The sequence below is a fragment of the Enterobacter sp. 22452 genome, from assembly GCF_052045065.1.
GTDB lineage: Bacteria > Pseudomonadota > Gammaproteobacteria > Enterobacterales > Enterobacteriaceae > Enterobacter > Enterobacter mori.
In genome coordinates this window covers 186,049-201,075 of sequence record NZ_JBQEOB010000005.1, presented here as the reverse complement: position 1 = coordinate 201,075, position 15,027 = coordinate 186,049, and the positions used below count along the sequence as shown (strand labels likewise).

Here is a 15,027-nt window from a genome sequence, read left to right as displayed (position 1 = left end):
GGTTTAGTCCTGTTCTGTCAGAGCCGCGACTTCCGTCGGGATTGCTTGCGGATTGAGGATTTTTACCTGTTTATGCCGCCCAAGTTCACCTTTTTCAATGATGACCTGGCTTTTGGCGACGCGAAACTGTTTTGCCAGATATTTGGTCAGATGCGCGTTCGCCTGGCCGTCAACCGGCGGGGCGGTGATGGCGACTTTCAACTCGTCGCCATGCAGCCCAACAATACTGTCACGGCTGGCTTTCGGCTGAATATACAACCGCAAAACCAGCCCGTCAGCGCAGGTGCTTACGGCACTCATAGCGCCATCCACAGCCCCGGCAGCAGCATGTTGCCCGTGGACTGTAACAGCTCGGCGATACCCATGTTAACCACATACAGCAGCAGTACCAGGATCATCGGCGAGAAATCAATACCGCCCATCGAAGGCAGCAGGTTGCGAATAGGGCGCAGCAGCGGTTCGGCCAGTTGGATCAGCGCATATTCAACCGGACTACGGCCCTGGCTTACCCAGCTCATTATCGCCATCACCAGCAGCACCCAGAAGATCAGCAACCCGACGGTTTTGACCAGAATCAGGACCGCAGCAATCCAGATAATCGGCTGGAAGGTGATGACCATAAACAGCACGATCGCTTTGATAACGCTCAGAATAAACGCCACCAGCAGAGACGAACTGTCGATGGGACCCATCGCCGGAATAATACGGCGCAGCGGCCCGACAACAGGTTGCGTGATTTTCACGACAAACTGGGAAAACGGATTGTAAAAATCACAGCGGGCCCACTGCATCCAGACGCGCAGTAAAAGCGCCATCGTATACAGCTCAAGCACCGTTGAGAGCAGGAAAGTCAACGTCTTCATGGCGTTCCTCAGGTTTCCTTATTATTTTGAGTAGTCGCGCGCACCGAAAATTGCCGTGCCGATGCGCACCATAGTGCTGCCTGCCGCGATGGCGGCTTCCATATCATCCGACATGCCCAGTGAAAGCGTGTCTACCGTTTCATAGCGCGCTTTAAGCGCCTCAAATGCTACAGCCATTTGCTGTGCCACGGCAAACTGCCTTTCATAACTTGACTCAGGCGCCGGAATTGCCATCAGCCCACGCAGGGTTAAACGCGGCAGGGCGGCGACTTCTTCTGCCAGTGCATCCAGCTCGCTCAGCGCAATGCCGGACTTGCTGTTTTCATCACTGATGTTGATTTGAATCAGCACGTTAAGCGCGGGCATCTCTGCGGGCCGCTGGTCGTTCAGACGGGTAGCAATGCGCAGTCGGTCAACGGTATGGCACCAGTCGAAATGCTCTGCCACCAGACGGCTTTTGTTCGACTGCAGCGGGCCGATAAAGTGCCACTGCAGATCCGAATTCCCCTGCTCCTGGAAGGAGCGAATTTTATCCACGCCTTCCTGCACGTAGTTTTCGCCAAACGCCCGGTGGCCTGCCGCTATCGCTTCTGCGATGGCGCTCGCAGGCTTCGTTTTGCTGACTGCAAGCAGGGTAATTTCTTCTGAAGCACGGCCGCAACGCGTTGCAGCGGCTGAGATTTTGTCCCGGACCTGTGCCAGGTTATGCGCAATGTCGTTCATTTTCCGAGGAGTAGTCTATGGATGTGGAAGAAATTGTGGCCCTTAGTGTAAAGCATAACGTCTCCGATCTACACCTGTGCAGTGATTCACCGCCGCGCTGGCGCAGATTAGGCCGCCTTGAACCGGCCCCGTTTCCGGCCCCCGACGTTGAGGCGCTGTTAAAAACCTGGCTCAACGATGAACAGCAGGGCGCGTGGTGGGCAAACGGACAGGTAGACTTTGCCGTCACGCTCACAGGCAATCAGCGTCTTCGCGGCAGTGCGTTTACGCATATGAAAGGGGTGTCGATCGCCTTGCGGCTGTTGCCGCTCGCGTGCCCGCAGCTTTCTGCACTGGGTGTGCCCAGGGCTATCCCGGAACTGCTCTCCAGCGACAGCGGGTTGATTCTGGTGACGGGTGCGACCGGTAGCGGAAAATCCACGACGCTCGCGGCGATGGTGGATTTTCTCAACCATCACACTGACGGCCACATACTGACGCTCGAAGATCCGGTGGAGTTTATGTACCAGAGTGAACGCTGCCTGATACAACAGCGGGAGATGGGTCAGCACAGCCTCTCCTTTGCCGAGGCGCTGCGCAGTGCGCTGCGTGAAGATCCGGACGTTATTCTGTTGGGAGAGCTGCGCGACAGCGAAACCATCCGCCTTGCGCTGACGGCGGCCGAAACCGGGCACCTGGTGCTGGCAACGCTGCATACGCGCGGCGCTTCGCAGGCGATTGAACGGCTGGTGGATACCTTCCCGGCGCAGGAGAAAGATCCGGTGCGTAACCAGCTGGCAGGCAGCCTTCGCGCTGTACTGGCGCAAAAACTGCTTCAGGACGTGCAGGGCGGACGCGTGGCGCTATATGAACTGCTGGTGAACACCCCGGCGGCGGCGAATCTCATTCGTGAAGGGAAGACGTGGCAATTACCCGGCATCATACAAACCGGTCAGCAGGCGGGAATGCAGAACTTTGAGCAGAGTCTGGCGGAAAGGCGGGCGCAGGGGCGGCTGTAGGCCCCGGTGCTCAGTAACCTTGTTCGAAATAGCTTTCGAGAATGATGACGGCTGAGGCGGAGTCGACGCTGCCTTTGTTCAGCGCCCGGAAACCACCGTGCTCAAACAGGCCTGCGCGCGCTTCGACGGTACTCAGGCGTTCATCGTGGAGCTTTACCGACACGCCAAAGCGGCCATGAATTTTGTTAGCGAACTTACGCGCGCGGGCGGTGAGCGGCTGTTCGGTGCCGTCCATGTTCAGCGGCAAGCCCACAATCACGTCGTCCGGCTGCCACTCTTTAAGCAGGCGCTCGATAAGGTTCCAGTCCGGCGTGCCGTCATTGGCCTTGAGTGCCGTCAACGGGCGCGCCGTGCCTGTGATGCGCTGACCAACGGCGACGCCGATGCTTTTGGTACCAAAATCGAAGGCCAGAAGCGTTCCGCTCATTACGCGTGCCCCGCTACGCCTGGCATGGTCAGAATATCGATGCCAATCAGTTTCGCCGCGTCACGCCAGCGATCGGCGATAGGCGTTTTAAACAGGATGTTCATATCGGCAGGTGCGGTCAGCCACGCGTTATCCAGTATCTCTTGTTCAAGCTGGCCTTTCTCCCACGAGGAGTAGCCCAGCGCGACAAGTACTTCGGAAGGCTGCTCGGCAGTGCCCAACGTTTCAAGCACGTCGCGAGAGGTCGTGACTACGGTGTTGTCGGAGATACGAATACTGGAAGAGAAGACCGGCGGCGTATGCAGGATAAAACCACGATCTTCCGCGAGCGGGCCACCCAGCATCACCGGTTTATCGAGACGGATCTCCGGGAGACGCGCTTCAGCGGTGATTTTCAGCTTGTCCAGAATTCCTTCAACCTGCAGGTTTTCCAGCGGCTTGTTGATGATAATCCCCATGGCACCGTCTTCGTTGTATTCGCAAATATAAACCACGGCGCGGCGGAAAATCGGATCCTGGAGAGCAGGCATGGCAATAAGAAAGTGATGCTGTAAATTCATTGTCAGAGGTACTGTTTCCTGGTTTAAAAAGCGACAGCGCCCAGTATGGGGATAAACCTGGGCGCTGTCACAGATTATTTCTGTAAACGTTTTTCGATAGCGTCCATCAGCATTCCGGTGATCGAGATCGGGAACTCCGCTTCGATTTCACGGATGCAGGTCGGGCTGGTGACGTTCACTTCGGTCAGGCGATCGCCGATGATATCCAGCCCAACGAAGATCAGGCCTTTGGCTTTCAGCGTCGGGCCGACGCGGCGGGCAATTTCCCAGTCGCTTTCGGTCAGCGGACGGGGTTCACCACGGCCACCGGCGGCCAGATTACCGCGGGTTTCGCCACCCTGAGGAATACGCGCCAGGCAGTAAGGTACCGGTTCGCCATCTACGACCAGCACGCGCTTATCGCCGTCTTTGATCGCCGGAATGTAGTTCTGCGCCATGCAGTAACGCGTGCCCAGCTCGGTGAGGGTTTCGGCAATTACGCCAATGTTCGGGTCGCCTTCTTTCACGCGGAAAATCGACGCGCCGCCCATGCCGTCCAGTGGTTTCATGATGATATCGCCGTGCTTCTGCCAGAACGCTTTCAGCTGCGCCTTGCTGCGGGTCACCAGCGTTTCCGGCGTCAGGTCAGAGAACCAGGCGGTGTAGAGCTTCTCGTTACAGTCGCGCAGGCTCTGCGGCTTGTTGACGATCAGCGTGCCTTTCTCTTCAGCACGCTCAAGGATGTAGGTGCTGTAGATGTATTCGGTATCAAACGGCGGATCTTTACGCATCAGGATAACGTTGAGGTCGGCCAGGGGAATGTCCTGCTCGGTGCCGAATTCGTACCATTTGTCGTAGTTCTGCTCGACGTTAACGATGCGGGTACGTGCGCGCGCTTCACCGTTAATCAGGTAAAGATCGTTCATCTCCATATAGTGGAGTTCATAGCCGCGACGCTGCGCTTCCAGCAGCATGGCGAAGCTGGAATCTTTCTTGATGTTAATGTTTGCGATGGGGTCCATCACGATGCCGAGCTTGATCATGTTCTTCTCCGTTATTACTTCAACCCAGATCGCCAAACCGTACCTGTAGCGCGGTAATGGCCGTGAGTGCCGTTGTCTCAGTGCGCAGAACGCGAGGTCCCAACAGAATATCAGTAAACTGGTAACGTGCCGTCATCGCAATTTCGTCCGCTGACAGGCCGCCTTCGGGGCCAATCAGCAGGCGTACGCGCTCGACGGGCAATGGCAGCGTATTGATGCTGGCGCTGGCGCGCGGATGAAGATTGAGCTTCAGCCCGCTGTCCTCTTCTGCACACCAGTCTTCCAGGTCCATCGCCGGGCGGATCTCCGGGATACGGTTGCGGCCACTCTGTTCGCACGCCGCAATGGCAATTTTCTGCCACTGCTGGATCTTTTTGTTCAGACGTTCCGCATCCAGTTTAACGCCACAGCGTTCAGAAAAAAGTGGCGTAATGAGGCTTACACCCAGTTCAATGGATTTCTGAATGGTGAATTCCATTTTCTCACCGCGCGACATCACCTGGCCCAGATGAATGTGCAGCGGCGATTCCCGGTCATCCACTTCGCCACGCAGCACGTTAACGTGCACGCTTTTTTTATCAGACCGCGTGATTTCCGCGTCGAAAACCTGGTTCGATCCGTCGAACAGCTGGATGGCCTGACCTGCACCCATGCGCAGCACGCGGCCAACGTGGTTGGCGGCGTCATCAGACAGGGCGATTTCGCGGCCTGCGGTAATCAGTTCAGGATGGTAAATGCGGGGAATGCGCATAGTCAGAAATTCCATATGTCATGCGATATAAGCGAATTGCCGTAGTGTAGGTTAGCTCTTTTGCGCCTGGCAAGCCCGCTGGACGTAAGGGTTGTGATTCCCCTGGACTTTGGCGATGCGCTCGTCGCGCTGGCATTCCCACTCGGTTACCGGGTACTGCTTGTTCCAGGCATTGAACAGCTGCGTCTGCTGGCGTGAAAGGTTGAGGTCATAACGGTCACGCATATAGAAGTAGGTACGGGCGATGCTGCCGCGCGCGCGGGCAGGGGGCTCGGCGACTTTCTCTTTGAAATCCACCTTCATGCCGCACTGACCGTACTGGCCTTCGCCACCGTTCCACTGGCTGTACATAAAGTTGCCGCGGTCACCGTTCACTTCGCCAACCGCAGGCTGCAGGTTGTGCATATCGCTTTCCATCTGGCGATAAACCGGATCTTTGGAACAGTTTTTACGCCCGCCATCCTGCCAGCACTGGCGCTGGTGGCCAAACTGCCACGCCGGGACGACATGTTCCCATTCAATGCGGCTGGCGCGGTTTTCATTTTTACGCACCTTATAGCCGCAGGATTCGAGGTCAACGACCCCTTTTTTACCCTGCCAGTTAATTTTACAGCCGCAGTAGAAATCACCCGGAACATCAGCGTTCACCTTCACGCCAGCGGCTTTGGCCTGAGAGAAACTGTTGATACCGTCGGCCAGAGCATGGCCGGAGAGCGCCGTCGCCAGAAGGGCAACCGCGAGAGAAACATTACGGGACATCTTACACTCCGTGTCAAAACAAGCCCGAAACGTAACGAATGTTGTTCCCGTATGCAATCAGTCAGATCAGGAAAGTTCCTGAAAGTTCGGATAATTATTCGGCGACCAGCGGTTCGCCGCATTTTACGCAGCGGTAGGTTGCCTCGCCGCGCACCACGCGGTTATGGCGGCGGACGGTGAGCTGGTGCTGCTGGCACCGGCAGCGGTAGGGAAATGTATTGCGACGTACTGATTCCAGTTCGAACTGATGCGTGCGGCGAGCCGGAACGCCGAGCACGGCTTCCATCATCCACTTCCACTCTTTCCCGTGCGGCGCTACGCGGCCAAAGTGCTTCCACACCAGAAGATGCGCCAGCTCGTGCGGCACCACTTCCTCAATAAACGCCTGCTGGTTTTCCATCATCAGCACCGGGTTCAGGCGGATCTCATACGATTCCAGCCAGGCGGTGCCTGCTGCGGTTCCACGCTGCTGATAAACCAGCTTCGGTTCAGGATAGTTGCGGCCGAGCTTCAGGTTGGCCTGGGCGAGTTTTTCCCGCAGGCTGCGCATAACGGCTTGCTGAATGGCGATGGGGAGACGGGGAGCTTTCATAGGGGCAGAGCATAAAGCGCGAAGCGGGGAGGTGCAAGGGGCACCTCCCGCCAGAGAATTAGTCGTGTGCGCCGATTTCGCGCAGCGGACGACCTTTCATCAGGTTACGTTCAATGTGTTCAAGTGAAACGTGTTTGGTTTCTGGAACCAGCCAGATAGTCAGAACAATAAAGAACAGGTTCAGACCGGCGTAGACCCAGAAGGTGTTGGCATTGCCCAGGGTATTGAGCATGGTCAGGAACGTTGCGCCGACGATCATATTGGCAATCCAGTTAGTCGCGGTGGAGCAGGTGATACCAAAATCACGCCCTTTCAGCGGCTGGATCTCGGAGCACAGCACCCAAATCAGCGGACCGGCGCTCATTGCAAACCCGACGATAAACATCAGCAGCATCGCCACCGCGAAGTACTGGGCGGTTGGAGAGTGAATGCCCACATGCATCATGGTGCCCAGCACGCCCATGCCGACGGCCATCACCAGGAAGCCCAGCGTCAGGGTAGGCTTACGCCCCCAACGGTCCACCAGTCCGATGGCGATAAAGGTCGCCAGCACGTTGGTCAGGCCGACAATAACGGTGCCCCACATCTGCTCGGTCGTGTTGGTATAACCCGCCAGTTCGAAGATTTTTGGCGCGTAGTACATGATGACGTTCATCCCGGTGAACTGCTGCATCACCTGCAGAAGCACGCCGAGGAACACCGCGCGGCGGAAGTTGCTGTTCTCTTTAAACAGCGCCCAGCCGGACTGTTTCACCTTCAGGCTTTCGCGGATCTCTTCCAGCTCGTTTTTCGCCTCGGCGCTGGTATCGCGCAGGCGGAGCAGCACGCGTTCAGCATCAACGAAGCGGCGTTTTGCGGCAAACCAGCGCGGGCTGTCCGGCAGGAAGAAGACGCCAATCAGCAGCAGAATGGCCGGGATGATGATCACGCCGAGCATCCAGCGCCATGCGCCGCTGTAGCTAAACGCGGTATCGGAAAGGTAAGCACCCAGAATACCGATGGTGATCATCAGTTGGTACATGGAAATCATGCTGCCGCGGATTTTCTCCGGCGCGATTTCGGAAAGATACAGCGGCGCGGTATAGGAAGCGACGCCGACAGCCAAACCCAGCAAAACGCGGGAAAGAATGAGCACTTCAACGTTAGGGGCAGCGGCAGAGAAGAGTGAACCGGCAACGAACAGGATCGCGCCGATCATCAGGCTCTTTTTGCGCCCGAGCTTGAAGGAGAGCCAGCCGCTGCCAACGGCACCGACTGCCGCACCAAACATCATGGAGCTGACCACCCATTCCTGGGTATGCGCGGTAATCTGGAACTCGTCTGCGATGAAGGGAAGTGCGCCGGCAATCACGCCGATATCCAGGCCAAAAAGTAATCCTGCCAGGGCGGCGAGGAAGCAGACGAAGAATGTCATCGCCTTGTTGGACGTACGCCCTTGTTTATTATTGTCAGGCATTATGCCCTCCATTTGATTTATCAGTTTTGTCGATGTTAAGGGTAGGTGAGTGACCCGTAAAAATATGTGAGACAAATCACATTGGTGTAATCGGTTACACTAACGTGCAACCGTAAAGATAATTAACGCTTTGAAAATATAGAGGTAAATGAGGTGACGCGCATCGCGTTTGTTTGAATTTCAGACTTAACTGAAATGAAATGTAACAGCAGAAGAAAGGCGATCAAGCAAAGAGATTATTCTGAAAGCGGGATATATTGGGCATGGTGTAAGCGGTTTCAAATGGTGTGGCTTTGAGCCGGGTGGCGGCTGCGCCTGACCCGGCCTACAAACACCTCAAAAACCGTAGGCCCGCGCAAGCGAAGCACCGCCGGGCAAAGATGACCGCACAAATGCAAAAGGCCAGCCCGAAGGCTGGCCTTTTATGAAGCAGCTGTCAGTCGATTACTTCAGACCGGCAGCCTCACGCAGCAGGGCGGCTTTGTCGGTTTTTTCCCATGGGAAATGTTCGCGACCAAAGTGACCGTATGCAGCGGTTTCTTTGTAGATTGGGTGCAGCAGATCCAGCATCTGAATCAGGCCGTATGGACGCAGGTCGAAGAACTCGCGCACCAGCAGGGTCAGCTGTTCTGAAGGCACTTTCTCAGTACCGAAAGTTTCCACCATGATGGAGGTCGGTTCAGCCACGCCGATTGCGTAGGAAACCTGAATCTCACAGCGGTCAGCCAGGCCAGCAGCAACGATGTTTTTCGCAACATAACGTGCAGCGTACGCGGCAGAACGGTCAACTTTAGACGGGTCTTTACCGGAGAATGCACCGCCGCCGTGACGCGCCATGCCGCCGTAGGTATCCACGATGATTTTACGGCCGGTCAGGCCGCAGTCGCCCATTGGGCCGCCGATAACAAAGCGTCCGGTTGGGTTGATGAAGAATTTGGTTGCAGAGCTCAGCCATTCGGTTGGCAGAACCGGCTTGATGATCTCTTCCATCACGGCTTCCTGCAGCGATTTCTGATCGATATCTTCAGAATGCTGAGTGGACAGAACTACCGCATCAATGCCAACGATTTTACCGTCGTCATACTGGAAGGTGACCTGGCTTTTCGCATCCGGACGCAGCCATGGCAGGGTGCCGTTTTTACGCACTTCAGCCTGACGCTGCACCAGACGGTGTGCGTAGGTAACCGGTGCTGGCATCAGCACGTCGGTTTCGTTAGTTGCGTAGCCGAACATCAGGCCCTGGTCGCCCGCGCCCTGCTCCAGTGGATCGGCGCGGTCAACGCCCTGGTTGATGTCCGGGGACTGTTTGCCGATGGCGCTCAGTACCGCGCAAGAGTTGGCATCAAAGCCCATATCAGAATGTACATAGCCGATCTCACGCACCGTGTTACGGGTGATCTCTTCGATATCAACCCATGCGCTGGTGGTGATCTCACCGCCGACCAGAACCATGCCGGTTTTGACATAGGTTTCACACGCTACGCGCGCTTTAGGATCCTGGGCAAGGATCGCATCCAGCACCGCATCGGAGATTTGGTCAGCAATTTTATCAGGATGTCCTTCTGATACGGACTCGGACGTAAACAGGTGTTTTGCCATGTTTTATTTCACCTAAGAGGAATTTGGTTAGCTCGAACTGCTGTGTGGAATAGCCAAAGGAGAGTATTCTACCAAGGCCTGCAGGTTTTTGACACTGGCAGTCTGAGTGTTAATCAGTATAGATGGATTAACATCTGGACGTCCATTTTAGGTCACTTCTTCACCCGATTTCCAGTTTTTTTTGACTTACCTCTCACTGCGTTGAAAACAAAGCTGGAAATATTTCCTGACGGCACTGGCAACCCAAGCATTTTTGTTTTGCATTTTCCCCACCTTCTCGGTATAAAACGCGGCACGCGGCTCATACAAAAAAGCGCTCGATGACCTCATCGTGTCGCCACTTCCAGCCGGGTTAAGCAGTGAACATTTAGCTTTGGCTTGTGGTCCGTTTCAGCAGAGGCGGCCGTGGAGGTGATACGAGATAATGAACCATCGTTTTCCGCTAATTCAGCGCAGCCGTTCTGGCGCGCAGTTGATTCCCGCAACCCGCATTTCTAGTCTGCAAACCTGCCGATGTTATACCCATCTCGGCGCTTCTCAGGATCCCAGGGCCGGTTACGCTCTGTGACAACTGAACAAGGGCGCTCTTGTTAATACAAGAGTTTTCTCGTGGTTTCGCCGAACCTTGTCATACAGAGTTCGGATACGTGTTTTACAATGATATGAATAAGAAACCGGTCGCACGGTCTGGATTTCAGCATACTCTGCTGGGAAACGGAGCCGTTTATGGGTTGTTATCGCCGTATAACGCTGCGATAGTAGTCAACTGTTTTACACTTAATACAAAGAGTTGAGGTTCGCTATGTCTGACGACATGTCTTCTTTTTCGCCTTCGTCAGCGGGCGAACAGGGTGTACTACGTTCTATGCAGGAGGTTGCGATGAGCTCCCAGGAAGCCAGCAAGATGCTGCGCACTTACAATATTGCCTGGTGGGGCAATAACTACTACGACGTCAACGAACTGGGCCACATCAGCGTCTGCCCTGATCCGGACGTCCCTGAAGCGCGCGTCGATCTCGCCAAACTGGTGAAAGCCCGCGAAGCACAGGGCCAGCGTTTGCCTGCACTGTTCTGCTTCCCGCAGATCCTGCAACATCGCCTGCGTTCTATTAACGCTGCGTTCAAACGCGCGCGTGAATCCTACGGCTATAAAGGCGACTACTTCCTGGTTTACCCGATCAAGGTAAACCAGCACCGCCGCGTGATTGAATCCCTGATCCACTCCGGTGAACCGCTGGGTCTGGAAGCCGGTTCCAAAGCGGAACTGATGGCCGTTCTGGCGCACGCGGGCATGACCCGTTCGGTGATCGTCTGTAACGGCTATAAAGACCGTGAATACATTCGTCTGGCGCTGATTGGCGAGAAGATGGGCCACAAGGTCTATCTGGTTATCGAGAAGATGACTGAAATCGCTATCGTGCTGGAAGAGGCTGAGCGTCTGAACGTCATCCCACGCCTCGGCGTGCGTGCGCGTCTGGCGTCGCAGGGTTCCGGTAAATGGCAGTCCTCCGGCGGTGAAAAATCCAAGTTCGGCCTCGCGGCGAACCAGGTGCTGCAGCTGGTGGAAATTCTGCGCGAGCGCGGTCGTCTGGACAGCATTCAGCTGCTGCACTTCCACCTCGGCTCGCAGATGGCCAACATTCGCGACATCGCCACCGGCGTGCGTGAATCGGCGCGCTTCTACGTTGAGCTGCACAAGCTCGGCGTGAATATTCAGTGCTTCGACGTGGGCGGTGGTCTGGGCGTGGATTACGAAGGTACCCGCTCGCAGTCCGACTGCTCCGTGAACTACGGCCTGAACGAATACGCCAACAATATTATCTGGGCGATTGGCGATGCCTGTGAAGAGAATGGCCTGCCGCACCCGACGGTGATCACCGAATCTGGCCGCGCGGTTACCGCGCACCATACGGTGCTGGTCTCTAACATCATCGGCGTTGAGCGTAGCGAAATCACCGAAGCGACGCCTCCGGCAGAAGATGCCCCGCGTTCGCTGCAAAGCATGTGGGAAACCTGGCAGGAGATGCACGAGCCGGGCACGCGCCGTTCCCTGCGCGAATGGCTGCACGACAGCCAGATGGACCTGCACGATATTCACGTGGGCTATTCCTCCGGCACCTTTAGCCTGCAGGAGCGCGCGTGGGCGGAGCAGCTCTATCTGAACATGTGCCATGAAGTGCAGAAGCAACTCGACCCGAGCAACCGCGCGCACCGTCCGATTATCGACGAGCTGCAGGAACGTATGGCGGACAAAATGTACGTCAACTTCTCGCTGTTCCAGTCGATGCCGGATGCCTGGGGTATCGACCAGCTGTTCCCGGTTCTGCCGCTGGAAGGGCTGAACCACGCCCCGGAACGTCGTGCGGTACTGCTGGACATCACCTGTGATTCTGACGGCGCTATCGACCACTACGTTGACGGCGACGGTATCGCAACGACGATGCCAATGCCGGAGTACGACCCGGAGAACCCGCCGATGCTGGGCTTCTTTATGGTCGGCGCGTATCAGGAGATCCTCGGCAACATGCACAACCTGTTCGGTGATACCGAAGCGGTTGACGTGTTCGTTTTCCCTGACGGCAACGTGGAAGTCGAGCTGTCTGACGAAGGGGACACCGTAGCGGACATGCTCGAATACGTTCAGCTGGATCCGAAAAAACTGCTCACCCAGTTCCGCGACCAGGTGAAAAACACCGGTCTGGACGACGCGTTACAGCAGCAGTTCCTGGAAGAGTTTGAAGCGGGTCTGTACGGGTACACCTACCTGGAAGACGAGTAGGTTAACCTCCCTCTCCCTCAGGGAGAGGGGCGGGGTGAGGGCAGCAGGTTGCTGTGCCGCTGATGCCCGGTGGCGCTGCGCTTACCGGGCCTACGTATGTAGGCCGGATAAGGCGGAGCCGTCATCCGGCAGAATGCTATACTCTCTTGAACCCGTCTGCATTACCGGCGATAATTCGCCCCAATTAGCGATTTACGAATCAATCCCTTCCTCGTCGGGTTTAACGACGCGGAAGGGATTTTTTTTCATCTGTTTTTAATGTATCGACTTTAAAAGAGGTCAGGACATGAGCACTTTAGGTCATCAGTACGATAACTCTCTGGTATCTAACGCGTTTGGTTTTTTACGCCTTCCGATGAACTTCCAGCCGTACGACAGTGACGCTGACTGGGTGATCACCGGCGTACCGTTCGACATGGCAACGTCCGGTCGCGCGGGCGGTCGTCATGGCCCGGCAGCGATCCGTCAGGTTTCTACCAACCTGGCCTGGGAGCACAACCGCTTCCCGTGGAACTTCGATATGCGCGAGCGCCTGAACGTGGTGGACTGCGGTGACCTGGTGTACGCCTTCGGTGACGCGCGTGAGATGAGCGAAAAGCTGCAGGCCCACGCCGAAAAGCTGCTGGCGGCCGGTAAGCGCATGCTCTCCTTCGGCGGTGATCACTTCGTGACCCTGCCGCTGCTGCGCGCCCACGCCAAGCACTTCGGTAAAATGGCGCTGGTGCACTTTGATGCGCATACCGACACCTACGCGAACGGCTGCGAGTTCGACCACGGCACCATGTTCTTCACCGCGCCGAACGAAGGCCTGATCGACCCGAACCACTCGGTGCAGATCGGCATCCGCACCGAGTTCGACAAAGACAACGGCTTCACCGTGCTGGATGCGGGCCAGGTCAACGATCGCGGCGTGGACGATATTCTGGCGCAGGTTAAGCAGATCGTCGGCGATATGCCTGTGTACCTGACTTTCGATATCGACTGTCTGGATCCGGCGTTTGCGCCGGGCACCGGTACGCCTGTTATCGGCGGCCTGACCTCTGACCGCGCGATCAAGCTGGTGCGCGGCCTGAAGGATCTGAACATCGTCGGGATGGACGTGGTGGAAGTGGCACCGGCCTATGACCAGTCCGAGATCACCGCGCTGGCCGCGGCGACCCTGGCGCTGGAAATGCTCTACATCCAGGCGGCGAAAAAAGGCGAATAAGCCTTACGCGCTCACTGCTGCTGCGCGACGCATGCGCAGCAGCAGCATTCCTCCGGCGAGCAGGGTAATCACCTGCGAGACGACCAGCACCGAAAAGCCAGAGCTGACCGACCCCACCGATTTCATCACCATCCCCATCAGTAGCGGAATAAACGCCGCGCAGATATTGCCTATCCCATTAATAATGCCGTACGCGCTGCCCACGGCGTCCCGGGCGGCGTGATGCTGGATTACCGCAGGAATAGCCGCTCCCTGAAGTCCCCAGAACACGTTGGCAGACAGCATAAACAGCGCCAGCCATGCGGGCTGATGGCTGAGCATCAGCGCGACCACGGAGAGTGCCGTCAACGTACCGCCCACCACAAACAGTACCGGCGCCTGTTCCGGCCGCATTTTGTCGAGCAGCACGCCGCCCAGAAACTTTGACCCCAGGCTCAGCAGGAAGGGGACCGCCGCAAGCATACCCGTGGCGTGCAGCGAGAAGTGGTGCTCGTCACGCAGCCATGCGGGCAGCCACGCGCTGCTGCCCCATAGATAGCTCAGCGTGGCGATTTCAACCAGCAGGATCCAGCCCAGCAGCGGCGTCTGCCAGGCCAGCGTGAAGGTGCGAACAAACCCCGGTTTCTTCATCTTCACCGGGCTGTGTGGCGCGGGCAGAAAACGCCAGATGAGCCCGCCGCCCAGCACCAGATTCATTACCGCCAGCGCGTAAAACGACCCGGCCCAGCCCAGATGCGCCATCAGCCAGGTGACCAGCGGAAAGCCCACGGCCAGCCCGAGCGAGACGCCCAGCGCGGTGACGGCGTTGGGTTTGCCGATCTCTTCCGCGCTAAAGTTATCGCTGATAAAGCGCGTCTTCAACGAAAAGAGCGGTCCTTCGGCAATACCCAAAATCACGCGGGCGATAAGCATGCCAATTAGCGAACCCAGCAGCGGAGAAATTGCGCAGACCGCGGCCCAAATCGCAATGCTGCTTAATAATCCCTGACGGTAATGGAGTTTGCTTTCGATAACCGGAGTTAATAATAAAGCCGAAAAACCATAACCCAGCAGAAAGCAGGTCATGAGCATGCCTTGTAACATTCTGTTTTCATTTAGCTGAAAATGTTCGGCAAATTCCGGGTTTAAAATCATTACCGAGATATTAACCCGGTCGACGTAGGAAATAATAATCAGTAATAACAGTGCAATTGTACCTTGCCATCTTGCCGTCATCATGCCCGCCTTACGTTTTCATCTATTTATATTTTTATCAAAGTGATTGTCACGGATCTAAAATGGTTCACTGGTG

The 15,027-nt window shown here is 56.3% G+C and carries 17 protein-coding genes; 5 read left to right on the top strand and 12 right to left on the bottom strand.

Translation table 11 applies throughout. The features are described 5' to 3' along the window. Positions 1-3 precede the first annotated feature (3 nt). Genes yggU through ACTJJA_RS16030 form a run of 3 tightly spaced genes read right to left on the bottom strand, consistent with a single transcriptional unit; the run spans position 4 to position 1,586 of the window. Positions 4-300: a DUF167 family protein YggU gene (gene yggU, locus ACTJJA_RS16040; protein ID WP_120158660.1), complete on the bottom strand. Its 297-nt coding sequence runs from the start codon at positions 298-300 to the stop codon at positions 4-6. Continuing rightward, positions 297-863 carry a YggT family protein gene (locus ACTJJA_RS16035; protein ID WP_010435467.1) on the bottom strand — a complete coding sequence of 189 codons (567 nt, stop codon included), beginning with the start codon at positions 861-863 and terminating at the stop codon, positions 297-299. Before ACTJJA_RS16035 ends, yggU begins: the two co-directional genes overlap by 4 nt. A gap of 21 nt (positions 864-884) precedes the next feature. After that, a complete protein-coding gene (locus tag ACTJJA_RS16030; protein ID WP_182401476.1) occupies positions 885-1,586 on the bottom strand; it encodes a YggS family pyridoxal phosphate-dependent enzyme in 702 nt (233 codons plus the stop codon). 17 nt (positions 1,587-1,603) lie between these two features. Here ACTJJA_RS16030 and ACTJJA_RS16025 point away from each other — a divergent pair, with 17 nt between their 5' ends. Next, positions 1,604-2,584 carry a type IV pilus twitching motility protein PilT gene (locus ACTJJA_RS16025; protein ID WP_440668643.1) on the top strand — a complete coding sequence of 327 codons (981 nt, stop codon included), beginning with the start codon at positions 1,604-1,606 and terminating at the stop codon, positions 2,582-2,584. A gap of 10 nt (positions 2,585-2,594) precedes the next feature. On the opposite strand, the gene ruvX is transcribed toward ACTJJA_RS16025, so the two are convergent. The 8 genes from ruvX to metK form a co-directional block, all read right to left on the bottom strand. Further along, entirely contained in the window at positions 2,595-3,011 is a 417-nt protein-coding gene (gene ruvX, locus ACTJJA_RS16020) for a Holliday junction resolvase RuvX (protein WP_006811925.1), read from the bottom strand. Then, on the bottom strand, positions 3,011-3,571 hold the full coding sequence (locus tag ACTJJA_RS16015) for a YqgE/AlgH family protein (RefSeq protein WP_010435456.1): 561 nt from the start codon (positions 3,569-3,571) through the stop codon (positions 3,011-3,013). Before ACTJJA_RS16015 ends, ruvX begins: the two co-directional genes overlap by 1 nt. A 74-nt stretch (positions 3,572-3,645) precedes the next feature. Next, positions 3,646-4,593: a glutathione synthase gene (gene gshB, locus ACTJJA_RS16010; RefSeq protein ID WP_440668642.1), complete on the bottom strand. Its 948-nt coding sequence runs from the start codon at positions 4,591-4,593 to the stop codon at positions 3,646-3,648. 19 nt (positions 4,594-4,612) lie between these two features. Next, complete coding sequence (rsmE, locus tag ACTJJA_RS16005) at positions 4,613-5,344, bottom strand: 16S rRNA (uracil(1498)-N(3))-methyltransferase (RefSeq protein ID WP_010435451.1); 732 nt, start codon at positions 5,342-5,344, stop codon at positions 4,613-4,615. 51 nt (positions 5,345-5,395) lie between these two features. After that, complete coding sequence (gene endA / locus ACTJJA_RS16000; protein WP_238458881.1) at positions 5,396-6,103, bottom strand: deoxyribonuclease I; 708 nt, start codon at positions 6,101-6,103, stop codon at positions 5,396-5,398. A gap of 94 nt (positions 6,104-6,197) precedes the next feature. Next, positions 6,198-6,695, bottom strand: a complete 498-nt coding sequence (locus ACTJJA_RS15995; protein WP_061097110.1) for a SprT family zinc-dependent metalloprotease — start codon at positions 6,693-6,695, stop codon at positions 6,198-6,200. A gap of 58 nt (positions 6,696-6,753) precedes the next feature. Next, positions 6,754-8,151, bottom strand: a complete 1,398-nt coding sequence (gene galP, locus ACTJJA_RS15990) for a galactose/proton symporter (RefSeq protein WP_089599979.1) — start codon at positions 8,149-8,151, stop codon at positions 6,754-6,756. A gap of 444 nt (positions 8,152-8,595) precedes the next feature. Then, a complete protein-coding gene (gene metK / locus ACTJJA_RS15985; protein ID WP_010435443.1) occupies positions 8,596-9,750 on the bottom strand; it encodes a methionine adenosyltransferase in 1,155 nt (384 codons plus the stop codon). 424 nt (positions 9,751-10,174) lie between these two features. Between metK and ACTJJA_RS15980 the strand changes: the two genes are divergently transcribed. The 4 genes from ACTJJA_RS15980 (at position 10,175) to speB (ending at position 13,736) form a co-directional block, all read left to right on the top strand. After that, the gene (locus tag ACTJJA_RS15980; RefSeq protein ID WP_419716700.1) at positions 10,175-10,318 is read left to right on the top strand and encodes a hypothetical protein; all 144 of its coding nucleotides are present in this window, start codon (positions 10,175-10,177) and stop codon (positions 10,316-10,318) included. Positions 10,319-10,412: 94 nt separating this feature from the next. Next, positions 10,413-10,544 carry an acid stress response protein YqgB gene (gene yqgB / locus ACTJJA_RS15975; protein WP_127312443.1) on the top strand — a complete coding sequence of 44 codons (132 nt, stop codon included), beginning with the start codon at positions 10,413-10,415 and terminating at the stop codon, positions 10,542-10,544. Positions 10,545-10,552: 8 nt separating this feature from the next. Further along, the gene (gene speA / locus ACTJJA_RS15970) at positions 10,553-12,529 is read left to right on the top strand and encodes a biosynthetic arginine decarboxylase (RefSeq protein ID WP_042717829.1); all 1,977 of its coding nucleotides are present in this window, start codon (positions 10,553-10,555) and stop codon (positions 12,527-12,529) included. 286 nt (positions 12,530-12,815) lie between these two features. Beyond that, on the top strand, positions 12,816-13,736 hold the full coding sequence (gene speB / locus ACTJJA_RS15965; protein ID WP_008499737.1) for an agmatinase: 921 nt from the start codon (positions 12,816-12,818) through the stop codon (positions 13,734-13,736). Positions 13,737-13,739: 3 nt separating this feature from the next. Here speB and ACTJJA_RS15960 read toward each other — a convergent pair whose 3' ends face one another. After that, positions 13,740-14,951: an MFS transporter gene (locus ACTJJA_RS15960; RefSeq protein ID WP_440668782.1), complete on the bottom strand. Its 1,212-nt coding sequence runs from the start codon at positions 14,949-14,951 to the stop codon at positions 13,740-13,742. Between the last annotated feature and the right edge of the window lie 76 nt (positions 14,952-15,027).